Origin of the sequence: Flavilitoribacter nigricans DSM 23189 = NBRC 102662 (assembly GCF_002646595.1) — a bacterium.
GTDB lineage: Bacteria > Bacteroidota > Bacteroidia > Chitinophagales > Saprospiraceae > Flavilitoribacter > Flavilitoribacter nigricans.
This window is the reverse complement of the sequence record NZ_PDUD01000056.1, coordinates 1-26,889: the sequence shown is the minus strand read 5'-3', so window position 1 is coordinate 26,889 and position 26,889 is coordinate 1. Positions and strand designations below refer to the sequence as shown.

General features: G+C 52.1%; 18 protein-coding genes. 5 read left to right on the top strand and 13 right to left on the bottom strand.

Annotated elements, in window-relative coordinates:
• Positions 1–206: 206 nt before the first annotated feature.
• The 5 genes from CRP01_RS37410 to CRP01_RS37390 form a co-directional block, all read right to left on the bottom strand.
• Positions 207–482, bottom strand: a complete 276-nt coding sequence (locus CRP01_RS37410; protein WP_099155220.1) for an RNA recognition motif domain-containing protein — start codon at positions 480–482, stop codon at positions 207–209.
• 210 nt (positions 483–692) lie between these two features.
• Positions 693–1,211: an LPS assembly lipoprotein LptE gene (gene lptE / locus CRP01_RS37405; protein WP_099155219.1), complete on the bottom strand. Its 519-nt coding sequence runs from the start codon at positions 1,209–1,211 to the stop codon at positions 693–695.
• 109 nt (positions 1,212–1,320) lie between these two features.
• Positions 1,321–2,607 carry a sigma-54 interaction domain-containing protein gene (locus CRP01_RS37400; protein ID WP_099155218.1) on the bottom strand — a complete coding sequence of 429 codons (1,287 nt, stop codon included), beginning with the start codon at positions 2,605–2,607 and terminating at the stop codon, positions 1,321–1,323.
• 19 nt (positions 2,608–2,626) lie between these two features.
• Positions 2,627–4,066, bottom strand: a complete 1,440-nt coding sequence (miaB, locus tag CRP01_RS37395) for a tRNA (N6-isopentenyl adenosine(37)-C2)-methylthiotransferase MiaB (RefSeq protein ID WP_099155217.1) — start codon at positions 4,064–4,066, stop codon at positions 2,627–2,629.
• 241 nt (positions 4,067–4,307) lie between these two features.
• Positions 4,308–6,542, bottom strand: coding sequence for a TonB-dependent receptor (locus tag CRP01_RS37390; RefSeq protein WP_262510347.1), 2,235 nt, complete (start codon positions 6,540–6,542; stop codon positions 4,308–4,310).
• Positions 6,543–7,010: 468 nt separating this feature from the next.
• On the opposite strand from CRP01_RS37390, the gene CRP01_RS37385 reads away from it, so the two are divergent.
• The 3 genes from CRP01_RS37385 (at position 7,011) to CRP01_RS37375 (ending at position 10,429) form a co-directional block, all read left to right on the top strand.
• Positions 7,011–7,820: a T9SS type A sorting domain-containing protein gene (locus CRP01_RS37385; protein WP_099155215.1), complete on the top strand. Its 810-nt coding sequence runs from the start codon at positions 7,011–7,013 to the stop codon at positions 7,818–7,820.
• 180 nt (positions 7,821–8,000) lie between these two features.
• A complete protein-coding gene (locus CRP01_RS37380; RefSeq protein WP_099155214.1) occupies positions 8,001–9,815 on the top strand; it encodes a T9SS type A sorting domain-containing protein in 1,815 nt (604 codons plus the stop codon).
• A gap of 53 nt (positions 9,816–9,868) precedes the next feature.
• Entirely contained in the window at positions 9,869–10,429 is a 561-nt protein-coding gene (locus CRP01_RS37375) for a hypothetical protein (protein WP_170110715.1), read from the top strand.
• 198 nt (positions 10,430–10,627) lie between these two features.
• Here the strand turns inward: CRP01_RS37375 and CRP01_RS37370 are convergent, their stop codons facing one another.
• The 3 genes from CRP01_RS37370 to CRP01_RS37360 form a co-directional block, all read right to left on the bottom strand.
• Positions 10,628–11,551, bottom strand: a complete 924-nt coding sequence (locus CRP01_RS37370) for a sugar phosphate isomerase/epimerase family protein (RefSeq protein WP_222845911.1) — start codon at positions 11,549–11,551, stop codon at positions 10,628–10,630.
• A 77-nt stretch (positions 11,552–11,628) separates the two neighbouring features.
• Positions 11,629–12,909 (bottom strand): Gfo/Idh/MocA family protein, encoded by a 1,281-nt coding sequence (locus CRP01_RS37365; RefSeq protein ID WP_099155212.1) that lies wholly within the window; start codon positions 12,907–12,909, stop codon positions 11,629–11,631.
• Positions 12,910–12,933: 24 nt separating this feature from the next.
• Positions 12,934–15,855 carry an alpha-L-rhamnosidase-related protein gene (locus CRP01_RS37360; RefSeq protein WP_099155211.1) on the bottom strand — a complete coding sequence of 974 codons (2,922 nt, stop codon included), beginning with the start codon at positions 15,853–15,855 and terminating at the stop codon, positions 12,934–12,936.
• Between the two features lie 259 nt (positions 15,856–16,114).
• Between CRP01_RS37360 and CRP01_RS37355 the strand changes: the two genes are divergently transcribed.
• Entirely contained in the window at positions 16,115–18,964 is a 2,850-nt protein-coding gene (locus CRP01_RS37355) for a M16 family metallopeptidase (RefSeq protein WP_099155210.1), read from the top strand.
• A gap of 101 nt (positions 18,965–19,065) precedes the next feature.
• On the opposite strand, the gene CRP01_RS37350 is transcribed toward CRP01_RS37355, so the two are convergent.
• The 4 genes from CRP01_RS37350 to CRP01_RS37335 all read right to left on the bottom strand — a co-directional run bounded on the left by CRP01_RS37350 (position 19,066) and on the right by CRP01_RS37335 (position 24,885).
• Positions 19,066–21,219 carry a prolyl oligopeptidase family serine peptidase gene (locus CRP01_RS37350; RefSeq protein WP_099155209.1) on the bottom strand — a complete coding sequence of 718 codons (2,154 nt, stop codon included), beginning with the start codon at positions 21,217–21,219 and terminating at the stop codon, positions 19,066–19,068.
• Between the two features lie 57 nt (positions 21,220–21,276).
• A complete protein-coding gene (locus tag CRP01_RS37345; protein ID WP_099155208.1) occupies positions 21,277–22,764 on the bottom strand; it encodes a T9SS type A sorting domain-containing protein in 1,488 nt (495 codons plus the stop codon).
• Between the two features lie 213 nt (positions 22,765–22,977).
• Positions 22,978–23,988, bottom strand: coding sequence for an isopenicillin N synthase family dioxygenase (locus CRP01_RS37340; RefSeq protein ID WP_099155207.1), 1,011 nt, complete (start codon positions 23,986–23,988; stop codon positions 22,978–22,980).
• A 39-nt stretch (positions 23,989–24,027) separates the two neighbouring features.
• Positions 24,028–24,885, bottom strand: coding sequence for a glycoside hydrolase family 16 protein (locus CRP01_RS37335; RefSeq protein ID WP_099155264.1), 858 nt, complete (start codon positions 24,883–24,885; stop codon positions 24,028–24,030).
• A 65-nt stretch (positions 24,886–24,950) separates the two neighbouring features.
• Here CRP01_RS37335 and CRP01_RS37330 point away from each other — a divergent pair, with 65 nt between their 5' ends.
• A complete protein-coding gene (locus CRP01_RS37330; protein ID WP_099155206.1) occupies positions 24,951–26,267 on the top strand; it encodes a sulfatase-like hydrolase/transferase in 1,317 nt (438 codons plus the stop codon).
• Positions 26,268–26,632: 365 nt separating this feature from the next.
• On the opposite strand, the gene CRP01_RS37325 is transcribed toward CRP01_RS37330, so the two are convergent.
• A complete protein-coding gene (locus CRP01_RS37325; protein WP_099155205.1) occupies positions 26,633–26,842 on the bottom strand; it encodes a hypothetical protein in 210 nt (69 codons plus the stop codon).
• Positions 26,843–26,889: the final 47 nt, after the last annotated feature.

The following is a 26,889-nucleotide window of genomic DNA, read 5'->3' as shown; positions in this document are numbered from 1 at the left end:
ATTTCCAATGGATTGGCAAAGTTACCCGAATTTGTTGCAGCGATCAACTCTCCATGCAGTTGGGTGGAATGAAATTCGGATAGCACGAGTATCCTGCAGCAGTGGCTCTTAGACGCTAAAAAGCCCCCCGGAAATCAATCCGGGAGGCTATTCTTCACTTTATACTTCGAGGGCTTGATCCACCCGAATTATATCGCATGCAGTTGTTAGTATCTGCCTCTTCCACCGCCTCCGCGGTTTTCACGAGGTTCAGCCTTTTTAACAACGATCGTTCTTCCGTCAAATTCGCGGTCGTCCAATTCGGCGATCGCATCTCTGGCCTCATCATCGTTCGGCATCTCAACGAAGCCAAATCCTTTTGAGCGGCCGGTGAATTTATCCATGATGATCTTCACGGAATCAACTTCACCAAATTCTTCAAACGCATAGCGCAGATCACCCTCTTGGGTGTCAAAGTTAAGCTTTGCAACAAAAATGTTCATACAAACAATTAATAAGTGAAATGAGTAAACTTAAAGGGTAGGATAAAATGGATTCTAAAAGAATTCGAATTACGCTAGACTTGAAAATTGACTCTAATATTTTAACGGTGCAAACTTACACTAAATAAAGCTTATGTTGGTTTTTTTCTGAACCTAATTCGCAATTTTTTTCAAAAAAAATCAGCAATTGGTTCACCAGCTACCGAAAAGCTACCAATCTGTAAACGCCTTGTTGAAAATATCCTCCATCATCTGATCGGAGATCACCTCGATGGCCTCGTCCTGTATGGAGGAAAGGTCCGTATTGCTGGGATAATCGTAAAAGAAGGAAAAGTTGCTTTTCCAGCCTTTTTCTTCGTCCTTGTAATTGATGTATTCGATAGCCGTTACGATCGTAAGGCGGTTCACGGCGGTTGATTCCCGGTTGTTGCCTCCCTGGGGCGCTTCGGCCGTTACCCGGAAATCAACCAGGGTACCCACAAATTCGATGTCCGGATCTACATCCGACTGCACGAGCCGGGATTCCCGGCGTACCTTTTCCCGCAGCGCTTCCGCCAGGGTTTGGGGAAGGATGGGAGGGGAGTTCAGCGCATTATTTTGGAAATTACCCACATAGTAGGTCTTCATTACCGTGTAATCCACACTGATGCCGGAAAAGGTGTAGCAGGAACTAACCATGCTCAGCAGGAGCAGACCGGCAATAAATGGAAATGGTTTAGATTGGAACATGCTAATGAATTAGTGGAAAATGGCTTAACCAAAATTAAGACTAAGAAAAGACGAATGTATACAATCGGACTCACCTTAACCTTTTGTTGAGCATACGCCTGCGCTGCGCCTACAATTCGTACTGCTTAATCTTGCGGTAGAGCGTCCGCTCGGAAATGCCGAGATCCTTTGCCGCTTCTTTCCGCCGACCGTTATGCTTTTTCAGCGCTTTGCTAATAAGGTCTTTTTCGTGATCCTCGAGGGATAGGTTTTCCTCTACCTCCTCCATATCGTCAAATACCTCCTGCTTCTTCTGGGTACCGAGGATGATCGGCTGGTGGTGATGCTCCAGCTCTTCCTTGAGGGCTTCGGCACTATCCACTTCCGGGTAGTGGGAATGATCGGATGTGAAAACGTTGCTGTCAATACTTCCGGGATTCAGGGCGCGCAGTCCCCGCATACTGCTGGTATTGGAGGGGACCTGAAGGTCGTTGTTCTTGATGAGCCCGTACACCAGGGATTTCAGGTCATTGAGATCCCCTTTCATATCGAAAAGCAGTTTGTAGAGTATTTCCCGCTCCTGTAATTCCTGCTCGGAAGATCCGTTGGCCAGGGCCGGCAGGTGCCGGCTGGTCAGATTGGGAATGTATTGCACCAGCTTTTCGCCGTTGATCTCCCGGTCTTCGACCAGTACGGAGAGTTGCTCCACTACATTTTTCAGTTCCCGGATATTACCCGGCCAGCTGTAGTTTTCCAGCACGGAGCGTGCGCTGCTGTCGAGTTGGATGGGTTCGGTCCGGTATTTCTCGGCAAAATCCAGCGCAAATTTCCGGATCAGCATGTAAATGTCTTCCCGGCGGTCCCGGAGGGCCGGCAAAAAGATCGGCACGGTATTCAAGCGGAAATAGAGGTCTTCCCGGAATTTGTTTTTCTTGATGCGGTCCTGGAGGTCAACATTGGTGGCGGCAATGATGCGCACGTCAGTTTTCTGGACCTTATTGGAACCCACCCGGATGAACTCTCCGGATTCCAGTACCCGCAGCAGAAAAGCCTGGGTATCCATCGGCATTTCACCGATCTCATCCAGAAAGATCGTGCCGCCGTCGTAGGATTCAAAGTATCCTTTGCGCTCCCCGGTAGCGCCGGTAAAGGCTCCTTTCTCGTGTCCGAATAGTTCGGAATTGATGGTGCCTTCGGGGATGGCCCCGCAGTTGATCGCGATGAATTTGTTGTGCTTGCGCGGGCTGTTGTCGTGGATGATGCGCGAAAAGATCTCTTTACCAACGCCGCTTTCCCCCTGGATCAATACGGACAGATCGGTATTCGCTACCCGCAGGGCCGTACTGAGCGCCCGGTCGAGAGATTCCGACCGGCCGATGATTCCATAGCGTTGCTTTATACTTCGTAGGTTCTCCATTATTTGTCAGTGGTAACGATCAGTCAACAATTTCTCCGATAAGGGTCGCGCTGGTCACTTCGTTGACTTTTACGTAACAGTAATCCCCGGGCTGAAGATCACTCTTCTTGGGAAAAACCAGCATCTTATTCTGCGTATTCCGTCCTTTAAAGTCCTGATCGGACTTTTTGGAGTCGCCTTCGATCAATACCTTAAAGGTTTTTCCGATATCCTTCTGGTTGTGCTGCAGGGAAGTTGCGGTCTGCAACCTGACGATCTCCTGGAGGCGTCTTTTTTTGATCTCCTCCGGGATGTCATCTTCGAATTTCCGTTCGGCCAGCGTACCCGGTCGCTCGGAATACATGAACATGTACGACATGCTGTACTGCGCGAACTCGATCATGCTCAGCGTTTCGGCGTGCTCTTCCTCCGTTTCCGTACAGAACCCGGCGATGATATCGGAAGAAATGGCACAATCGGGCATGATCTCGTAGATGCGGCGCACTTTATCCATGTACCATTCCCGGCTGTAAGTCCGGTTCATCAGGTCCAGTACCCGGCTGTTGCCGGATTGGACCGGCAGGTGGATGTATTTGCAGATGTTCTCGTTTCTGGCCATTGTGTACAGCACCTCGTCCGTGATATCCTTCGGGTGAGAAGTAGAGAAACGGACCCGCAGGTCCGGATGCACCTGGGCTACCATTTCCAGCAATTGGGCGAAAGTGACCGGGGCGCCCGTTTCGGGATTTTCCCATTTGTAGGAATCCACGTTCTGACCGAGCAGGGTCACTTCCCGGTAGCCCTTTTCGTAGAGATCAGTGGCTTCGGCTACAATACTGAAGGCGTTCCGGCTCCGCTCGCGGCCGCGGGTAAAAGGTACCACGCAAAAGGAACACATATTGTCACAACCGCGCATGATGGAAATAAATGCAGTAACGCCATTGCTGTCCAGCCGCAGCGGACTAATATCCGCGTAAGTCTCTTCCCGGGACAGGAATACATTGATCCCTTTATCGCCTTCTTCGGCGGTGGAAATAAGTGCGGGCAGGTCCCGGTAGGCATCGGGTCCGACTACCAGATCTACGAGTTTTTCCTGTTCCAGGAACTTGCTCTTCAGGCGCTCGGCCATGCAGCCCAGTACACCCACGAGCGTACCCGGACGGGATTCCTTGACCTTGTCAAAGATCCGCAGACGCTTGCGTACCGTTTCTTCCGCTTTTTCCCGGATAGAGCAGGTATTGATCAGGATAAGATCGGACTCTTCCATGTTGCGCGTAGGCCGGTAACCGGATTCCGCCAGTATGGATGCTACGATCTCACTGTCGCTAAAGTTCATCTGGCAGCCGTAGCTTTCAATGTAGAAATGCTTATTGCCGGCATCGGCCGTATTGGCTGCCTCTCCCTGGAAAAAGACTTCGCCCTGTTTGCTTTCGTCAATTTCCTTTTTCAGTCCTTCGAGAGTCGGATTGTCGTTATACATACATCAATTTCCTTTTGCGATTTGCGCCGCAAAGGTAAATAGAAAAACTGACAAAATGTCACTTTTTTTGTGTTAAAGTAGAAAAGGGGAGGGGAGGGAAAGTTAGGAAGGATCAAGGCGGAAAAGTAAGGCCGTAACATCACTTTTCTGCCCATTGATCTATCCGGACAAACCTTAAATTGATTGAGTCCTGAGGTATTCAATACGGTCAGGACCCAACCAATTTGCGAGCCATAAATATTTAGAATTTAAAATCCAGCCGTGCCGTCAAATTTCGTGGACCTTCCAGCAACCCCGGACGGATGCTGTACTCCCGGTTGGTCAGGTTTCCCAGGATCATGCTCAACTTGATATCTTCGGTAAAGCGGTAGGCCGCCCGGACATTGTGTACCAGATAGCCCTGATTGTTCATCCGGAAACTTTCCAATCCGGGAACGATGAGATTAAAGATCCGGTCGATCGCTTCGATCTGGCTGCCGGAAATGGTTTCCCATCCCAGACTAAAACGCCGGAACCGGCTTTCCAGGTCGAGCTTGAACGTATGCCGGGACCGGTACTTCAAAATATTGTCCTCCGAAGAAGAGTTATTGGCATTCACCTGACCACGACTGCCCGTCTCGCCGGCGGGGATCTGCGTATTGTCAAATTCTTTAAACCGTGGATCGATGTAGGTATAACCCGCCAGTATGCTGGTAGGTAGCCCGAAAAGACTGCCGCGACCGGCTACGGTGAATTCCATACCCTTGATCTCCGTACCACCGATATTCGAAGCCTGGAAGCCAAATCCAACCAGGTTGAATTCCATCATATCCTCGTAGCGCATCAGGAAGCCGGAGATGTCGATAAACCCTTCAAAGGAAGACAGCCGGAAGCCCTGTTTGATCCCGATCTCGGTTGACCATCCCGTTTCGGAGCGCAGGGTAGGATTGGGCGTAATGAAAAACCCACCGGCATCGGTGAAGATGAATTTTTCGGCAACCGTCGGGAAGCGATATCCCTGTCCCCAGGAGGCGCGCAAAAAGGTATAATCCGCCAACTCGTAATTCAGGCCGAGCCGGAATACTGGTTTGGACTCCTTTTCTTCAGACGGATCTACCGTTCCCTGCTGGTAGGTGAAACCCGGGTTATTCAGTACGTTGCGTTCGTAGCGAAACCCGGCGGAGACATTCAGCCGGTCCAGGAATTTCTTTTCCAGCTGCACAAAAGCGGCCAGGTTGCTGGCGGTGAAAGTGGTGTCGCCGTATAGTTCCGCGTCGATCTGATTACCGGAAACCACCAGCCCGGCCGTGGTGACCAGCCCGATATCGGCAAAGCGGCGCTGGAACTGGTACTCCCCGTAATACCACTGCGAGGAGTTGGACTGGTTGCGGTCGTTGTTGTTGTCGACGTAGTAGTAGCGACCCAGGATCTTATGCCGGTTACCGGATCTGTCAAAATAGGTGATGGTCGGATCGACATTAAAGCGTAGGCGTTCCCGTTCGGATAAGGTAGTGGGGGCGCCTTCGAAGGCTTCTTCTGCGGATTTCCAGTAAAAATAACTGCCGCTGGAGCCCTGGTTGATATTGGAGGCCAGTCCGAAAGTCAGCCGGTCGGTAGCCCGGTAGCGGGTATTGAAATTAAAGCGTCCGAATTTCTTATACGTATCCTTACGGAAACTTTCCTGATTGATGTAATAACCGCCCAGGACGAGGTCCAGCTTACCCATTTTCCGCCGGTGGGCCAGACTGGTGGCAAAAGTGTTGGGCGCTTCGTCCCACCACTGTTTGTTCTTGTCTTTCGGCGCGAAATAAGTCGTGTAAAAGGTGGCTAGTTTGGTTTCCGGTTCCGCTTTGGCGTAGGCGGTACGCACATTGATGATGCCGTTCAAGGCGGAAGAACCGTAAAGCGCGGAAGCCGCACCTTTCACCACTTCGATCTGCTCGATGTTCTCGATAGGCACGTCGTCCCAGTTGGGGAAACCCGCATCCGCCTGGAGGATGGGTACATCGTCTACCAGCAGCAATACCCGGCTGCCGGCTCCCTGCGAATAACCGGAACCGCCCCGGATATTGGCCTGCCCGTCGATGATCGTCACGCCCGGTACTTTCTGCAGGGCTTCGTCCAGCGTGGGTTTGCTGGTACTTTCTATCAGTTCCGGCTGGATCACTTCCAGGGATACCGTCACTTCACTCAGCGGTGTTTCGTATTTGCCACTGGTGACGGTAGCCGTATTCAGAATGGTGGATTCCGGCTCCAGTGCTATTGCCCGTTCGATGGTTTCGTTGGCTTCGATCCTCAGCTCTTCGCTGTAGGTCGTATAACCGACGTAAGTAACCTGCAGGGTATAATTGCCGGGAGGGATCGCGAGTTGGTAGGTGCCGTCCAGTTCGGTAACGACGCCCGTTGCTCCAACCGAGACATTAGCAAAAAATAAAGCTTCACCGGTTTTTTGATCCGTCACGGTGCCTTGGATTGTTGCATTTTGTGCAGTAAGCATTCCAGCCAGCAACAAGCAGCCGGATAGCAGCCATAATTTCATTCCGTTCATAAGCTGTGTCTTGTCTTGCTCAGGTTTTTTCCGGAAACGATTTTCCGGGCCGGGCAAATGAGATCAGTAAAGTTGCTGTTGCGTGGGTGCAGGGAGTGGGTGTGTGGTTGAGTGCTTCCGATGACAATCTTCCGTACTTCTGGATTAATGACTTTGTAGGGCGTAAAACTCGTCGGATTTCCGACAAACCCCCAACTTGAATTTACAGGGCGTTTCTTTTTGAAACCGGACAAAAGTAAGGGTAATCAGTGATAATTTCTAATCTTTGTTGAGAAAACGGTACCCGGTAGCTGGTATTCGGCGGGGCATACCGGAAATGTTAAAAACAATTTTTTGTCCCACGAAATCCACATTTGCCGTACTTTTGTTTCTTAACATTTACCATCATTGCTAATTGAATCACGAAAATCGCCAAGCATGAAAAACATTTTACTCATCCTTATTTGTGTTGTCATAGCTTTCAATCTGGGGCGTTCCCAAACCTGTATTCCGGACAATAATTTGCCGGATTCGGTGATCGTCTCTCCGATACCTTACCAAGATACTATTCCAGGTTCCGGGATCATGGATACGGCCTGTGTGAATTCTTATTTCGAGACCGTACTGCAGTTTCAGGTGCCGTCATCAGTTACGATAAGTAGTATTAACGTTCCCATTCAGAGTGTAGATCTGGCCACAGAAGGAGCCGTTAAAGGTGCTCCGGCGGGCTTTGATTACGTTTGTAATCCGCCAAACTGTGTTTTTGAAAGTGATACTACCGGATGTATCCTGCTGTACGGAACTCCGGCAGCCGGTTCCGAAGGCCTGTATCCGCTTTCAGTAGATATCGTCATTCGTTCCGCTATCGATTTCCCCCTGACGCTACCGGACGGAACTATAGTAACCGGTAGTTATGCGGTGGCGGTGAAACCCGAAGGTTCGGAAAACTGCACCATTCCGAATGCTACCAATGATTACCTGCAACAGTACATCAGCCTGAGCAACGTGCCCAACCCCTTCGGAGATTATACGGAGATCCGGGTAACTTCCGAGATCAGCGGTCCGTTCTCATTCGAGGTCTACAATATGCTAGGTCAGCAGGTACACCGTCGCAGTGTACGTTTGCTGGAAGGGCCGAACTACATTCCTTTCGAAAGTAACAACCTCAGCAACGGTATGTACCAGTACGTACTGCGCAATCAGCAGGGCGTCATAAGCGGCAAAATGCTGTTGAGCCGGGGGCAATAATAGCACTTTGCGCGTAGTGACCGGAGCGGGAAAACGGCCAACTCCGGCCACTACGCCCAAGTTCAGATCAAAAAGCTCAAGAGCAATTCAATAATTGGCGTAAAGGCCTGCACACTCGAACTTGATCTGTCCATACTCCACACCCTGATCTCCACGCCCCGAACCAGACAAACTCCAATTATGATGAGAAAACTACTAATCTTTACTTTTCTGAATTTACTGTTCTTTACCGCTTACAGCCAGTCCGGATGCCCGGGATGTGCGGTCAGCCTGCCGGATACCCTTGGGCTGGATACTATATTTCTTACCGCTGCTCCGGACGGACAGGCGGGGGTATATTACGAAGGTGACGTCAGCTTTCGACTGCCCAAAACGACTACTCCGGTAGCCGCCGTCGATCCCGATATTCCTTCCGGGCTGGGTATTTCAAAAATCACCATCAGCGGCGTGTCCAATGTGCCGCCGGGTTTGAGTTGGGAAGCCAGCCAGATGGAATTTGATACCGAAGAACAGACCGACGGCTGTGTCCGCTTTTGCGGTACGCCACTCCAGCCCGGCCTCTATCTGGTGGATGTGACCATCACGGCCCGCGTGGTGATCATTGACCAGACGGCCAATGTTACGATCCCGATCCTGATCCTGCCGGCGGAAAGTACGACCGACGGGTTCAACATGATCAATAATTCCGGTTGCGGAGCGGTAGCGGTGACCTTCGAGAATAATGTGCCTTCCAACGGTCGGGCCGGCTACAGTTACCGCTGGGATTTCGGCAACGGAAACGTTTCTATGGAGGAAAATCCCGACTTTCAGCTGTATGATATGCCCGGCAATTATCCGGTTTCCTACCAGGCTCTAATCGATACGACGGGGTATTTTCTGACAAAGGTAAACGTCACGACCGTTGGTTGTAACGATCTGCTGGGCGGTAGACCCGACCTAAAGGTAAACGTCATCAACCCGGACGGAGTGCTTTTCTATGTATCCGATATTGTACAAAATGCTTCCACCCCGGTAACCTTCGAAATGAATATTCCGCTGGATACCGGCAACTATGTGATCGCCATTACGGACGATGACAGCGGCCTGGGCGGAGCGGATGATCAGTGCGGAAACGTTATCTTCAACCGCAATACTTCCGGCAATTTATCGGACGGCAGCCTGGCCTTGCGACTGGAAATATTACATCCGGTAGATACCGTCAGCTCAACCGATACGGTATTCGTTTACGACCAGCCGGATCCGCCGCTGATCACGGAAGCAGGGCCCTCGCCCTTATGTATAGGAGATACGGTTCTGCTGATCGCGAGTTATTCCGAAAATATCCAGTGGTACCGCGATAGTGTTCCGCTGCTGAATGCCACCGATGATTCCCTGGCCATTATGGTCAATGGTAATTACTGGGTCGTTTACACTTCCCCGGATGGTTGTATTGCCGAATCCGAACCGCTGAGCCTTAGTTTCGGCGAATTGCCGGAGTCGGTACTTTTTGTTAACGATAACAACGAACTGAGCCTTTTCGATCCGGGGATACTCCCGGCGAGCGCTGAAATTCGCTGGTATCAGGACGGCGTTCTGTTGGAAGGGTTCGCCGAAACAACTTACTGTATCGATGCTTCCGCAACTTATACCATCGAGGTGGTGGATCTGGCCACCGGCTGTTCGGCTTCGTATTCGCAGGCTATGACCTACGATCCGCTATATCCCAACTGTGTATCACCGGTAGTGGACAGATTACCCGAGGGCGTTACGGCGGTGCAACTATTTCCCAATCCTACCCGCGGACCTTTACGTTGGTCCATCCAAACTGACCGCGCACTGCCGGTAACGGTAAGTCTGCATACGGTAACTGGACAGCAACTGCAGGAGGAAAACTGGCGATTGAATGCGGGTGAGCAGACCCGGGAATGGGAACTGTCCGAATTGCCGGCCGGTATGTACCTGATACGGATCGGTGCCGAAGGGCAAAGCAAAAGCTGGCGGATAGTAAAATATTGATCAACGACCGGGATCCTGAAGATGCAGGATTGCGGGAACGGTACCTGATTATCATGAAAATATCGCAACTTCCTGTGGTGCTCCTGATTTTGGGTAGTTGGAGTTGCGGTGATCCTCCCGAAAGCTCCGGTAAAGGAAAAGAACATCCGACACCGGAGCTTTCGGATACCTTATCGCTGCCACCCTTTCGGGTTTCCCGCTCCAGGGATAGCCTCTACGCCCGAGCCTACTGGTACATCTACCGATTCAATGCCCTGTCCTCCTCCGCAAAAGAGGTGTTTTTAGTCAACCAGAACGGTGATACTTTGCGCAAAGCTCCGTTTCTCACCGTTTCCATTCCGTTGATGAGTACTACCCACAAGGGAGATACCGCTACCTATACATTCAATCTGCGGGATCAGATGGTTCCCGCCGGCCGCTACAATGCGCTTTTTTACCAAATTACTTTTGTAAAAGGCCAGTTGCATTCCGGCATGAGTGACGACAATTTTATCATGGACCTTCGGGATTATCCGGACCAGGTTGATACGCTGTTTGTGCAGGAATTACACCGATACCGCGGGGAGTTGCCGGACATTCTTAGAAAGGAGGCGATCCGGAGAGCGGTTTATTGACATGACCTACTACTGGACAAAATAAGCGAGACGGGGTGACCAGGAGACTTGGAGAAGGGCATTTGCTTGTTCTCTAAGTCTCCCCATCTCCTAGTCTTCCAGTCTCCCATTTTGAAAAAAAGTATCCAGTAGATTACACGGAACTCGGTCTGGACGTTTGGTGTGAGATTTGAGGGGGCAGGAGCGAGGTGTCAGGGATTAGGAGGCGAATTTGAAATTCTTCATGTATTCTGCATCCGCCCGGGCACTCTCGATCGGGGTGGAATCCTCGTAGCGTTCCTGCTCTACGATGTAATATTCCATTTTTTTCTCCGCCGCTACTTTCAGGATCTTCGGGAAATCGATCTGGCCGGTGCCCAGATCCACTGAAGCGTCCCGTACATCCGCTCCGATGCCTTTCTCCCGGTCTTTGACGTGGCATAGGCGCCAGCGGTCCGGGTATTTATTGAGATAAGCGATCGGATCGGCTCCGCCGGTGACCACCCAGTAGATGTCCATTTCGTAATCTACCGTGGCGGGGTCGGTATTGTCCATCATCACGTCCTGGGGCATCTGGCCGTCCAGTTCTTTGAAGGAGTAGCCGTGGTTGTGGTAGGCAAAACGCAGGCCGTTCTCTTTGCAGATGGCCCCTTTCTCGTTGAACTTCTCGGCGATCTTTTTAAAATCATCGATCGATTCCTGCGGGCCTTCCCAGGGTGAGATCAGGTACTTCATGCCGATCTCTCCGGCTTGGGCTGCCTTCTCCGCAAAGTTTTCGTTGATATTGCAGTGGGTGGATACCATGGTAAGTCCCAGGCTGTCCAGGTAATTTTTCCATTCCGTGTGGCCCATGCCCCAGAAAATACCCTGATCGCCTTCGTAACCCTCGATCTGGGTGTACCCCATATCGGCGATCTGTTTCAGTACTCCTTTCGGGTCCTGGGGGAAAACATCCCGCAGGGTATAGAGCTGAATACCGAAACGGGCTATATCGGGAGTGGTCGGCTCCATAGATTCGCTCTGCTCTTCCGTTTCGCTACTATCGGTAGCGGTCTGGATGTTACAGGCCCAGTGGGGCAGCAGCAGACCACCGGCAGCGATCCAGCCGGAAGTTTGAATAAATTGACGACGTTTGCTTTGCATGATCAAGTGTTTTAAGTTTTAAGACAATGGTCGGCTTTTCGGCCGGAGCCGGAGATTCCTAATACAGATTCCGATTATCAGACCGGATATTCCCATTCACCCCGGTATTTTCGGGTGAGCAGCTTGTTGGCTTCCGGATCGTTCAGGATCACCTCTTTATCTCCGTCCCACTCGATACTCCGCCCGAGCTTGTAGGAGATCATACCCAACAGGCTGATATTGGTGGCCAGGTGGCCGTGCAGAATATCACAGACCGGTCGGGTGCCGTCTTCGATCGATTTTCGGAAGTCTGCCCACAATTCCTTGATATTCTGCTGGTCCGGTTCGTTTAACTGAGGCTTCACATTAATGACCTCGGCGTTTTTATTGCGGGGATAGAACGTCCAGCCATCCTGCCAGCCCATATGGAAGGTACCTTCCGTACCGTAGAACATGGCCCCGACATTATGATCGAGATAACCGGTGGGAGCGCAGGCACGGTTCTCCCAATTCATTACAAAATCTTCGAACTCAAAGGTAGCCAGCTGGGTATCCGGAGCGTTGGTATTATCCTGTTTCACGAAGCGATCGCCGGAAGAAAAGATCCGCTTGGGAAAGCGTTCTTCCGTCCACCACAGAACCTGATCGAACCAGTGGATCCCCCAGTCGCCCATGGTGCCGTTGGCAAAATTGAGGAATTGCCGGAATCCCCGGGGGTGGATCTTCGGATTGTAGGCGGTTTCCGCAGCGGGTCCGACGTACATATCCCAATCCAGCCCTGCGGGTGCCTCCTGATCCGGCTGGGCTTCGCCGGGCCCCTGGCCGTAATTGACGAAGCACTTCACCTGACTCACTTTGCCGACTTTGCCGGAACGCAGGAATTCCAGACCCGAAATATTGTGCGGTGATACCCGGCGGTGCGTACCTACCTGCACGGTTTTTCCGTGGTCCCGGGCGTTTTTAAGAATGGCCTGACCTTCTCCGATGGTGTGCCCGATCGGTTTTTCCACGTAAACATGCGCGCCCTGTTTGATCGCAGCAATGGCGGTCAGAGCGTGCCAGTGATCCGGCGTGGCCACGATGACGATCTCCGGCTTTTCGGTCGCGAGCAATTCGCGGAAATCTTTATACAGTTTCGGTTTGTCGCCTTTCAGGGTTTTGACCCGTTCGTTGGTACGGTCCAGTGCGGATTGGTCCACATCACAGAGGCCTACCACCTTGCACTCCCCGTAGGCCATGGCTTCGCCCAGAATATTGTTGCCCCACCAGCCGCAGCCGATGAGGGCCAGCTTGTAGTTTTTTACTTTGGAAAGGGCCGGCATGAGCGGGAGCGCGGACAAGGTGATCCCGGTGTTCTTGACAAATTCTCTTCGTTTCATATGTTTTCGTTTTGTTGAATGTTCTTAGTGATTGGATCTCAGGTACTTTTCGCCGTTGACCCAGAGTTCCAGTTCCGCCAGTCGGCCCCGGGGAGCTACCGCCCATTTGATCCCCTCCGGCACCTGGCATTCCAGCCAGAGATGACTGCCGCGGACTTCCCAGCTGATATCAATAGGACCCCGGGGATGCGGTACGGTGCCGGACGCCCAGTTGACGGTGGCGGACTGCGGGGCGATCAACAACTGATCCGGATCGGTTGGGGTAGGCCAGCCCAGTTCTACACCGAGTATCTGGGTAGTCAGGTAATAAGTTGGAGCGGCGCTCCAGGCGTGACTCAGGGTGCCGAAACTCGTATTGTCGAAATTTTCCCAGGTGGTGTCATCCCCCTTGTAGACCATTTCTCCCCAGTGCTTGCGGATAAAGGCTTCGGCCGTTTCCGCCATTTCCTTTTTGTACAGAGCCCCCAGCACGTAGAATGAGCCGTAAGGCGTGATCTTTTTCCGCCGGCTGACACTACCGATGTCCTCTAACTCCCGGTCAATATAAGGGAAAATTGTTTTTTCCTGTTCCGCGGTGGTAATCCCGGCGTGGAACGGCCAGACCGATGAGATCGGGTAGAAATGATCGATCGGTGCTCCGGCCTGAAGGCCGTCGGTGTACAGGCCCCGACCCTTGTCCCAGAGGTGTTGCCGGATCTGTTCGCTCAGATTTTCGTATTCCGTCTGGAAATAGGTCGCTTTATCGAGACGACGGAGCTGGGTAGCCAGGCGTGCCAGCAGCCGACAGGACCGGGCCAGTATCGACTGGTAGGCAGTATTGGTGACATCCGATTTCTGGATCTGTGTCCATTCGATGAATACCCGTTCATTGTGTACTAGTCCGTTCTCGGCACGTCGGTCGAGGGCATCCTTCAGTAACTTTTCGTAGTTGGGAAACAGTCTTTCGGCGAATTCCAGATCACCGGTCCGGTCTACATACCAGCTCAGCGCTTCCAGGGTAAGCAGGGGATAATCCTCCAGCAAAGCGATCTCATCCGGATGTTTGGGCGTATTCTCGTAGAACAGATCGGCGTACATATCCTGGAACAATTCGATGGATCGTCTCACCAGGCGCAGGTCGCCGCTACCCGCCAGTGTGACGGCCATCTGGGGCAACATATCACCGGCATAAAGGCCCCGCTCCCGGTAGGGCGTGTCCGTATAACTGTCCTCGGCACAGACCCGGAGCGTCCGCCAGCCCATTTCCCAGATCTTATCGAGTAAGGGATCCGAGCAGTTGAAACGGCCTACCTGCTCAAATGGATAAACCTGGTGCAACACCCGTACTTTTTTGATCCGGACCGGACCGGTATGCCCGTGTACGTTCACCTGTAGGTACCGCAGTCCGTACGGGCGGAAGGTCTCTATCCGGCCACTGCCGCCGGCGGCAATATGCCGGTTTACCATATAAAGTCCGTTGCGCTTCATCACGTTGGCCTGGCCGGCGACGAGGTCTTCGGTAAAAGCGACGTCCAGCACGGTACCGGCGGGAGCATCATATTCAATAATGATACGCCCCAGTCTTTTGTAGCGGAAATCGAAAAGCAAGGCGGTTCCCTGCTGAGCCGGGATATCAATTTCATCGATCTGCCAGTCCGGAATTTCCAGCGCCCGCTCCGGCTCGATGTATCTCCAGGCCATTTCGATGGCCGGATTACCGTTGTTATTACTTTGTTCCTCCCATCGGTATTCCAGTAGCCGGTGAAGATCAGTTTGCCGCAGATCGAGGACTTTAACCGTTTCGGCTGCTTCGCCGTAAAAGGGAGGTGTAGTTCGGAAAAATACCGGATCGTCCAGTATTCGATCAGGGGAAAGCTGGAGCCCGGCTTCCCTGGGCAATGCCAGTTGGAACGCCCATTTACCAAAAAAGGAATTGCGGCGGACAAACAAATAGTTCCAGCCTTTTTTTAGGTGGAAAATCGCCTGTTGCCGGTGCGGTCGTTCCCGTCCCGCCTCCGTCTGTTCGATCGGTCCCTCGCCGTTCAGATAGTGCTCGCCCCACCAGATGCCGACTTCGACATCCTGTTCCTCCGGGGAATAGACATAAGTATAGCCAAGAAAGGGGACGGATTCCCGAAAATGTTCCCAACTTTCGTCCCTTTTACGCACCTGAAACCCGTAGAGTTGCTCGTCCGTTGCCCAGGGATACACGCCCAGCAACTGGTAGGGCCGGGTCTCTTCCTGAGTGAGGTGCGGGATACTTCTGGGCGTAAGCTCTCCCCAATATTGCGGATCGGCGACCGGTACGGCCGGTTGCCAAATCGGGCTTACGGTATATCCCGGCCATTCCCAGCCGCGGATCTCCCGGTCGGCACGGGCATCGTACACTTCCATCGGGGCAAGGGCAAAATTCATACGTGGAGCAAAGGCATCGTAAGCCCGGCTGCGGTAGGTCAGCCAGCTACCGGGTGTTTCCAGGCGGTGCGTTCCGTTTGGCCACTCAACACGGCCCCAGGCAATGAATGCCGGCGGACCGTTGCGCAGCTGAAAATTGGCCGTACCGTTGGAAAGCACCTTTACGGCAATTACATTCTCTCCCGTACGGAGATACGGACGAAGATCGTAAGTATCGTATTCCGGGTGCTCCGGATAGAATCGGGCTGGGCCGAAATTTACAAACTGCCCGTTGACCAGCAGATGGTAGCGACTATCGGCAAAGAGGTGTAGTTCGGCGCTGATGGCTTCGCCATCACTGACGAAAGAAGTACGAAAGTAAGCGACCTGCAGGCGTTCGCCCGGTTCGCCGGCCGCCCAGACCATGCGGGCCGTATCCGGCTGCCGGGCAGTCTGGGCGTGGCCGTCGGGAACGGCCGCAGCAAGCAGGCAAATGAGCAGTAAGATCTTTTGGTAAACAGCTGGTATAAAATGGTCTCCCGGTAGCCGGGATCGTGTTTTCGTCTTGTTCATAACAGGTTCCTATCACCGCCGGTCAAACATTAAAGCGGTTTTTTGTTGCGGTTTTGGTGCATGAAAGTAACAAGAAAAACCGACCAAAAAGAACAAAACATAGATGAGTCGGGCTTATTTTTTGGCCGAAAGGCAGGTATTGTCGGGAAAATATTAAATCCTAAATAATCTCCGATTTTTCTCGTTTTATCTCTAACAACTTTAGTAATTTTCCTTTTAGAATTTAGGTTTTTTTAATAAAACACTTCATTATTTCATTATGAAAAACTTGCTCTTATTATTTGCGCTCCTTGTTTCGACTTCCGTTTGGTGTCAGACCAAACTGATCGAAAAGGTCACAAAAACGGGTGATGAGATCGTTATCCCGTACGAGAAGTACGAACTGGAGAATGGTCTTACGCTGATCATCCACGAAGATCACTCTGATCCTATAGTCCACGTTGACGTTACCTACCACGTTGGCTCCGCTCGGGAAGAACTCCAGAAGTCAGGCTTTGCTCACTTTTTTGAGCACATGATGTTCCAGGGTTCCGAAAACGTTGCCGACGAAGAACACTTCAAGATCGTTACCGAATCCGGCGGTACCCTGAACGGTACCACCAACCGCGATCGCACCAATTATTTTGAAACGCTTCCCTCCAACCAGTTGGAAACCGCACTTTGGCTGGAATCCGACCGGATGGGCTTTTTCCTGGATGCAGTTACCCAGGAGAAATTTGAAGTGCAGCGCGCTACGGTGAAGAACGAAAAAGGACAGAACTACGATAACCGTCCCTACGGTCGCTACCGCGAACTGCAGGCTGCCGCCATGTACCCTTACGGTCACCCTTATTCCTGGCTGACTATCGGTAAGCTGGAAGATCTGGACCGGGTAGATGTGGAAGACCTGAAAAGTTTCTTCATGAGATGGTACGGCCCCAACAACGCTACGCTGACCATCGGTGGTGACGTAGAGCCGAAAGAAGTAGTGAAACTGGTAGAAAAATATTTCGGTGTGATCCCCAGCGGACCGCAGGTGGATCCCCTGAAGCTGACGCCGCCCGTACTGGAATCCGATCGCTACGTTTCCTACGTGGATGACAAGATCCGTTTCCCGGCTGTGATCTTCTCGTACCCGACGGTGCCGAGATTCCACCCGGACGAAGCCCCTCTGGACTGTCTGGCGGAGATCCTGGGTAGCGGAAAAAGCTCTTACCTGTACAAGAACTTCGTACAAACGCAAAAGGCTATCAGTGCTTCCGCTTCGCACCCGGCGAGTGAACTGGCCGGTGAGTTCAGCATGTTCGTGTTGCCTTTCCCCGGACAGACCCTTTCCGATTTCGAGAAAGAAGTACGTAACATCCTCGAAGAATTTGCCAAGAATGGCGTAACGGATGATGATATCCAGAAGTTCAAGGCCAACCAGGAAGCCAGTACCATCAACAGCTTGTCCAGTGTTAGCGGTAAAGTTTCCCAACTGGCCAGTTACGAGACTTTCTACGGTGATCCCGATGCCATCAAATTTGACCTCGATCGCTACCTGAATATCACCAAGGAAGATGTGATGCGGGTATTCGAAAAATACATCAAAGGGAAACCGGCGGTTGTCCTCAGCGTTGTACCGAACGAAGAAACCGCTCCGGCCCAACCGGATAACTACGAGATCCCAACCGAAGGCAAAAGCGAGTATCCGACTACGGATTATTCCGGACTGGAATACAAGCGCCCGGAGGGTGACCAGTTCGATCGCAGCGCCCGTCCGGGACTGGGTGACAATCCGGTTGTAAAAGTTCCGGATTTCTGGGAAGACAAATTCGAAAACGGTATCAAAGTGATCGGTACGGAATCGGACGAGATCCCGACTATCACCCTGCAACTGACGCTGAACGGCGGGCACAAACTCGAAGCCAAGGACTTGTCTAAGGCCGGTGTGGCTTCCCTGACCGCAAGTCTGATGAACGAAGCTACGGAGAACTTCACTTCCGAAGAGATCCAGGAAGAACTGAGAAAGATCGGTAGCCGCATCAGTGTCGGTAGTGGTCAGACCAGCACCAGCGTGTACATTTCCACCCTGGTCAAACACCTGGACCGTACGCTGGAACTGGCCGAAGAGATCATCATGCACCCGGCTTTCAACGAAGATGATTTCGAACGTCTGAAAAAACAGCAACTGGAAGGTATCCAGGCCCAGCTGAAGGATCCGGCGGCTACCGCCAGCCAGATCTTCCAGAAACTGCTCTACGGTAAGGGTCACGTTTACGCGGTACCGGGCAGCGGTGAGGAAGAAACCGTCAACAATATCAGCCTGGACGATGTAAAAGCCTTCTACGCTGAGTACTATTCACCGGCCGTTGCGGAACTGGTGATCGTTGGTGATATTTCTAAAGATGAGATCATGCCCAAACTCGATTTCCTGAAATCATGGGAAGGCAAAGACGTGGAGATCCCCGAATTGCCGAAGACCAAAAAGGCCGACAAAACCAAGTTGTATCTGGTGGATAAAACAGATGCTCCACAGTCCCAGATCCGTATCGGTTACCTGACCGATCTGGATTACGATCTGACCGGAGATTACTTCAAATCCTACCTGATGAACTTCCCGCTGGGTGGTGCTTTCAACAGCCGGATCAACCTGAACCTGCGCGAAGATAAAGGCTGGACCTACGGAGCTCGCTCTTATTTCGCATTCGACGATCCCGAAGATCCGATCGCCTACGTGGCCACCGCCGGGGTAAAAGCCGATGCTACCGCCGGAGCGGTTAACGAATTTATGAAGGAAATCAAGGAGTACCAGAAAGAGGGAATTAGCGAAGAGGAACTGGCATTTATGCGTAAGGCCGTTGGTCAGCGTGATGCCCGGAGCTACGAAACGCCCGGCCAAAAGGCCAGCTTCCTGAGAAGGATCATCCATTACGATCTGGACAAATCATTCGTTGATAAGCAAACCGAGATCATCGAATCCATCTCTAAAAAGGAGATCGATAACCTCGCCAAAAAATACCTGGATTACGAAAAAATGTACATCCTGGTGGTAGGTGATGAAGCTTCCAACCTTAAGCAGTTGGAAGAACTGGGTTACGAGATCGTCAAGTTGAACGAGGAAGGAGAACCCAAAGTGATCCGTCCGTAATCTGACTGGTGTTCGGAGTATCCGAACCGGTAAAAAATAAGAAACGCTCTTCGGGCCATGTGCTTCCGAAGAGCGTTTTTTATTGCGGTATTTAAGCCGAATTAATTCGGCACCTCTTTGGCAAAGGTGGGCTCAATCCCCATATTGTGCCAAACGAACGCATAGCGATCGGCCGCCAGTTCGATACCCTGTTTGGTGGATACCGAACCGTGCCCGGCCTTGGTTTCGATTCGGATCAGCACGGGATTAGCTCCAACATGCGCTTCCTGCAGGCGGGCCGCAAACTTGAAAGAGTGGGCCGGAACCACGCGGTCATCGTGATCGGCGGTGGTGACCATGGTAGCGGGATAAGCCACACCCTCTTTCAGACTATGGTAAGGCGAGTATCCCTTCAGGTACTCAAACATCTCGGGCGAATCTTCCGCGGTACCATAGTCAGCCGCCCAACCGGCACCGGCTGTAAAAGTATGGTACTTCAGCATGTCCATTACCCCTACTGCCGGCAGGGCTACTTTCGCCAGATCAGGCCGCTGGGCCATGGTGGCACCTACCAGCAGTCCACCGTTGGAACCACCCGAAATAGCGAGGTAATCACTCGACGTATATCCTTCCTGGATCAGATACTCTCCGGCTGCGATAAAGTCGTCAAACACATTCTGTTTGTTCATCTGGGTGCCGGCCTTGTGCCATTTTTCACCGTATTCACCGCCGCCGCGGATATTGGGCTGGGCGTAAATGCCGCCGTTTTCCAGCCATACGATACGGGATGCGCTAAAACTCGGCGTCAGGCTGATGTTGAAACCGCCATAGGCGTATAGATAGGTGGGGTTGGTACCATCCATCTTCAGGCCTTTTTTGTGCACGATGAACATGGGCACCCGCGTGCCGTCCTTACTGTTATAAAAGACCTGCTTGGTCTCGTAGTCGTCCGGATTGAAATCCACCTCGGCCTGGCGGTACATTTCCGATTCGCCGGTGGCAATATTGTAGCGGTAGATCGTACTCGGATAGGTGAACGATGTGAAGGAATAGTAAAGGTGGGTATCGTCTTTTTTGGCGCCGAAACCACCGGCCGATCCGATGCCCGGCAACTGAACGTCGCGTTCCAGTTTCCCAGTCATGTCAAATTGCTTGATCGCCGTTTTGGCATCTACCAGGTAATTGGCGAAAAATTTCCCGCCACCTGAATTCACGCGCAGCACATTTTCGGTTTCGGGAATGACGTCCTCCCAGTTGGTTTTTTCCGGCTGCTGGATATTGACTTTGACCAGCCGGTAATTCGGTGCGTCGATGTTGGTGTTGAAATAGAAGTCGTCTCCCTCGTTTTCGACATAGCTGAAACGAGCAAAATAATCGTCCTGCAGCTGGATGAACGGGCTATTTGCTTTCCGGAGGTCCTTGACGTAAACCTGGGCACCGCTGGTATTCTGCGCGCCGGTTACCACCAGATAATTACCGTCTTCGGTAACGGTACCTCCGATGTAGCGGTTCGGTTGTTTGGCACCGCCGTAGATCAGTTCGTCCTCGGATTGCGGAGTATTCAACTGATGATAATACAATTCGTGGTGCTGGGTTTTGGCCGACAATTCACTGGTCTCTTTCGGGTTGTCGTAACTGCTGTAGTAAAAACCTTCATTGCCCATCCAGGACAAACCGCTGAATTTGACATCCACCAACGTGTCTCCGATAATTGCTTTATCCCCGGTATTGATCACAATGACCTTACGCCAGTCCGATCCTCCTTCCGTGATCATATACGCGGCCAGAGAACCGTCTTTAGTGAAGTATACACCGCGGAGGCCGACCGTGCCGTCATCCGAAAACGTATTGGGATCCAGGAAAACTTCCGGCTGGGCATTTTCGTCTTTCAGAGGGGTGCGGTACAGTACACTGTGGTCCTGCAGGCCGTCATTTTTATAGAAATATTCGTAATCGCCCTCTTCGAAAGGAGCCGAAATACGTTCGTAATCCATCAGTTCTTCGATGCGGGCTTTGAGCGGCTCCCGGAAATCGATCTTATCCAGATAGCCATCCGTCACGACGTTCTGGGCCTGCACCCAATCGGTCGTTTCTTCGGACAGGTCGTCTTCCAGCCACTGGTAAGGGTCGGCCACTTCCACACCGTGGTAGGTGTCGACGTGATCCCCTTTGGTAGTTTCCGGATATTGCAGCGCTTCCGCCTCCGGTTCCACTTCAGTATTACACGCAAATAAAAAGCTTAAAAAGAGCATTTGCAGCAGCAATAGCTTTTTCATAATTTGATTTTAAGATTTAGGGAAACTGGTTTTACCGGTCGAATATACGATCAATACTTACTGTTTGAAAAATTTGAATGCGTAAGTATCTTCACTTTTTTCGAAGTCAACCGCGATGAGGTATAAGCCGGTCTGCAGGGCGCTGATATCGATCCGGCGGAAAAACTCCGACTGACTTTTGTAGTTTTCTTCGGCCCAGACCAGACGGCCGTCGTAGCGAAAGATCCGGATGTTCAGGTGGCGCAGGGCGCGCTCATTGCGCAGGAATAACTTCAGTTCATCACCGGCCGGATTGGGAAAGATCAGGCCATCGGCCAGCTGGGAGTTATCGACTTCAATGATCGTCAGGGCGTTGTTGTTGCGCTCCGTTCGCTCGATCACCTGATTGTCGGCGTCAATGACGGCTTTCAGGTAATACACACCGGTACCCCGGGTGATCGGAAAGTTGAGGTCGAAACTAATGGGAAAAACGGATTTTCCCGGCTGCAAATTCAACACCTCTTCGTACACCAGCAGACCGATCCCGTCGGGCTTGTCCGCCAGATGGATCTTGAGTACGACATTGTAGCCCCGCTCGGCGTTGACCTGGCTGAGATCATAAGATAGATTGATATCGCTGTCCGATCGGATCTTCAAGTAATCGACCTCCTGCCGAATGGCAAAATCCGGGTAAAAATCGCAGTTCCGGGTGATGTAGGCATTTTCCGTCTGGTGGATCTCATGGATGAGCTTTTTTTGTTCCTCGGAAAAGAAGTGTTGGCAATTGGCGGGGGCGTAGGACATGAAGTTGGAAACGGGAGGATCGTAGGCATCGCCATCCTGGTCCTTTACTTCCCCGATGTAGTTGCAACCCGACATCAGATTAGGCCGTCCGAGATTGGGATCGGCGGCGGTATCGCACATCTGGTCTCCGGCCTTGCCGCAATTGCTGCGGTTGACCAGTTCCTGCCCAAAGCGGGTCTCGTGGGTATGAAAAAGTCCGTAAAAGTGACCGAGTTCGTGAGTCAGGGTAGCTCCGTCGGTAGCGCAGAGCTTGTTCATCATGATGTAGCGGTTTTCCGGAATATCCACAAACGGGAACTGAGCGTAGCCGCAGAGCCCCTGGCCGGAGTTGGTGATGATGTCGTTGACAAAATAGATGTTGATCGTATTGGGAATATAGGAGAATCGGTTGAGGGCATCTCCTTTGGTGAAATCGTAAATGACCTCACCGTTTAAAATCCGGGGCGTACCGCAAATGAAAAACAGGATCCCGGCTCCGGCAAATGCCTGGTTCGTGATTTCGATCTCCCGTTCTACATCCTCCACCGTAAATTCGATACCGCCGGAATTCCCCGAGGGGTTGATGATGTGCACGGTGACGGCTACCGAATCCACATTGTTTGTTTTTTCCAGCGGTGGCCGTACCCGTTCGGCGAAGGCGCGCGCCTGCTCCCATTGCTTTCCGGAGAGGCGGCTCAGATCGGAACCACACCAACTGCTTTGCCCATCGGTCCTGGATAGTCCGCTTAGGAAAAAAATTACGAGGAGTAGCACAGTACGCATGAACGCTTATTTGTTCTCGAATTCTCCGGAAGGTCGAATTCAGTAGTGATTTAAGTTCGCCCGCAGGCAATTCCGGCGGTTGGTGCCACCCGGCTATCCGGCCGGACCAACGCTTATTCCTCCTAAATTTAAAATTTCTTAATGTAAAACCCTTTTCGTCGAAGGTCTTGCGGCCAACTTTTTTTAAAAATGTCTAACGGGAGACCACAGTTGTCAGTCCACCGCCCTTTTCAATTGGGGAAATACCTTGGAAACTTTATGCAAAATGTAATCTCCGTAACTGCCCTCAAAGGCATGTACATCGGCGCCGTCCCAGCGATCCTGGTGTTTTTCGGGCAAAGGGCCGAGGTGTTCCAGGTCAATGGGTTCCACCCGGACCGAAAAATTAGGATCGAAGAAGAAGGGAAAGGAGAAGCGTCCGGAACTGGTGCGATTCAGTACCCTGTGGGGAGTGGAGCGATAGCGCCCGCCGGTCATCCGGTCCAGCATATCCCCAATGTTACAAACGAAGGTATTCGGAATGTAGGGCGCCTCGATCCACTGATCTTGGGTCTTGACCTGCAGCCCGCCGATGTGGTCCTGTTTGAGGATGGTCAGTACCCCGTAGTCCGTGTGTTCTCCCACGCCCCAGGGGGCATCCAGCCCGGCGTGTGCTTCCCGGGAGGGATAGTGGAAGATACGAAAGAGCACCAGGGGATCCGCGGTATAGCGATCGCTAAAATAGTGCTCGTCGAGGTCGAGGCTAAGGGCAATGCCCCGCATGAGATGATGGCCCAGTTCGGTAAGCCGGCGGATGTATTCCAGTACTACTTGCCGCATGCTGTCGGGCGCTTCCGGAAACAGATTGGCTCCGTGCAACGGGATTTTCGCCTGCACCCGTTCATCCTCTTCCGGCAGTTCCTCACCGAAATAGATGCCCTCCTTCAGGTCGGGTTTGCCGGAGGTCAGTTCGTCTCCCAGGGGGAAGTAACCCCGCCAGGCGCGGCCACCCAATTCCATACGGATCCGCATTTTTTCGGATTCCGGGCGATTGAAAAAATCATGGCTCAGCGCTTCCAGTTGTTCCTGCAGCGCGGTGGAAATACCGTGACCGGCGATGTAAAAGAACCCGTATTCCCGACAGGCGGATCCGATCTGTCGGGCTACTTCCGACTGACCGGAGCCTTTACGGATCAGTTCGCTGATGTCGATCAGGGGAACGGATGGTGTTGTTTCATTTTTCATAATATGGTCAATTTTGGGATAGAATATGGGTTGGGCTATTTATTGCTGATATACCCGAACGTAATCAATCTCATAGCGGGTCGGAAAGGCCGTTCCGGACGGATCTCCGCCGTTTTTACCGCCGATGGCCAGATTGAGCAGCAGGTAGTGCTCGGTTTCCCGAAACGGATTTTTGACGGCACCGCGTTGGTTGATGGTCTCTTCCAGGTCTATAGTATTGAGCAATTCGTCATCCAGATAGATCTTAATGGCCGCTTCGGTCCAGTCCATCCGCCAGATGTGAAAGCGATCGTCCCAGTCCGGATCATTAAAACTGTTGACGGGTTTGCGCAGATCATCCCAGACAGCCTGCCAGCGACCTGCTGCCGCCCAGGCGGCATTGGCGAGGATGTTCCCCCCGTAAAACTCCATGATATCGATTTCTCCATTGACGGGCCATTCGTGCCCCAGGCCCAGGGTCCAGATGGCGGGCCAGAGGCCGGCTTCGGTTTTGATCCTGGCCTTTATTTCAAAACGGCCGTAGCGCCACTGGTGTCGGCCCTGAGTGGTTACACAGGAGGAAGTATAGTTGATCTCCGGCCGGTTGGTGCGCCAGTCATTACTGTCGGCCTGGTAGTCGGGATTGGGCCGGGTTTCCCGCCTTCCTTCGATAATGAGCATCCCATCTTTTACGAAAGCATTATCTTCCTGGTACCATTGCAATTCTTCATTCCGGGTGAATCCCCGTTCGTACGTCCAGTTTTGGGGATTCGGTGGGCCGTCGGTATCAAATTCATCCGACCACACCAGCTGGTAAGTTTCGGTTTTCGTTTCAGCACTTTCATGGGAAGCCGTTTTCGGGCTGCAGGCGATTAACCCACCGAGAAAGCATAAGCGTACAAATTGTATTTTTACCATGATTCGTTCGTATATCCCGTTAAGGTAATCCATTTCCTTTTTCCAACAAAAGACAATGTCCATTTATGAAAATCATCTATACCATCCTGCTATTTACCGGCTTTTTGCTGCTGATCGGCTGTGCGACCACCCGGGAGACTAAAGCGGAACGACCGCCGAATATCATTCTGATCATGGCGGACGATCTGGGCATGGAAACGGTAGGTAGCTACGGTGGCGAGGATTACGCTACACCCCGGCTGGATCAGCTGGCCGCCGGAGGTATGCAGTTCCAGCACTGCTACGCCAATCCCCTGTGTACACCTTCCCGGATCAAGATCATGACGGGTAAGTACAACTTTCGAAATTACATCGGTTTCGGCCTGCTCGACCCGAAAGAACAAACCTTTGGCAATATCCTCCGGGATGCCGGCTATACGACCTGTATCGTCGGCAAATGGCAGTTGTACGGAAACGCCCGGCAACGGGAACTGGCCGGACGGGGCGGCACTTTGCCAACGGACGCCGGATTTGATAACTATAAACTCTGGCAGGTAAAAGACCGGGGATTTCGCTACAAAACGCCCACACTGGAAACCTCCGGCACCGGTCTCGAAACTTACGAAGAGGCTTACGGTCCGGATAAATTCGTAGACTACCTCGATGATTTCATCACCCAAAACCGCGATACCAACTTCTTCGTCTACTATCCGATGTGTCTGGTGCACGATCCCTTTCTGCCCAGTCCGGACTCGCCGGATTATACCGCCTACGATCCGGAAACCAGAACGAATGATACGACCTATTTCCGGGATATGATGGCCTATATGGATCACGAAGTTGGCCGGATTGTCGATCGGGTCGAGGAATTGGGTCTGACTGAAAATACACTCATCATCTTCACCGGGGATAACGGCACAGACCGCAAGGTGGTTTCCCGCTGGAACGGGCAGCGGGTTCCCGGCCGCAAAGGCTATACGGAAGAGTGGGGGACCCACGTTCCGCTGATCGCCCACTGGCCGGGCCGGATCGCTGCCGGGCAAAAAAATGACAACCTGATCGAATTCACTGATTTTTTACCGACGCTACTGGATGCCGCCGGAGTACCGATGCCGGCCGATCATCCGCGGGACGGTCTGAGCTTTTATCCGCAATTGCTGGGCGAGGATGCGCCGGTCCGGGAATATACCTACTGCTCCTACGATCCGCGTTGGGGTAATTTCACGGCCCGAACCTACGTACAGAATAAAGCCTGGAAATTATACGAGGACGGAACGTTCTATCATTTCGCCGAAGATCCCCGCGAGGAAAACCCGATACCGGATGAACGCCTGACGGCGGAGGAGAAGGCGATTAAAGTGCAATTTGAAAAAGTGCTGGCGGAGATGCGGGAGGGTAGGTGACTTGGTGACACGGAGATGGGGTGACACGGTGAGTGGGAGAGTGGGTGATGGGGTGACCGGGAGAATGGCGTTGGGCTTTTCTTTTTGCTGTTCTGGGTCATTATCTCGCTGCCCTTACTGGTTGATGACTTGGAGAAGGGGAGAGGGGGAGATTTGGAGAAGGGGGACGGGGAAAAATTAAACATTGGGCATTTTTCCTTATTTGTGTTTCGAATCTTTAGCGCGTTGCCCTCACTTTTTGGAGCGTGATTTCATGTCCTAAATTGAAGCAATAGCAGCTCCAACCATTGAGCAGGACTAGATGCGGGAAAACAAAAAAATACCCAGCCAAAAACCCCTCACCAAGTCTCCACCTGGTCACCAAATCACCCCCGCTCCAAGTCACCCAAACTACGCAGCACCAGCTCCTTATAATTCCGCCCAATAGGCAGCGCCCGGCCGTTGACTTCCACCGTAGTGGCTGAGTACGCTTCGATCTTATGAACGGCTACGACATAGGAACGATGTAAGGGGCTAAAAACAAAAGGCTCACCTTCAAAAAACTGCGATTTTTTGTTTAAGTAGCTGTTATTCATACACTTGCGTGGATTTTAGCGGATTTTGCAACTCAAATCAAAACACT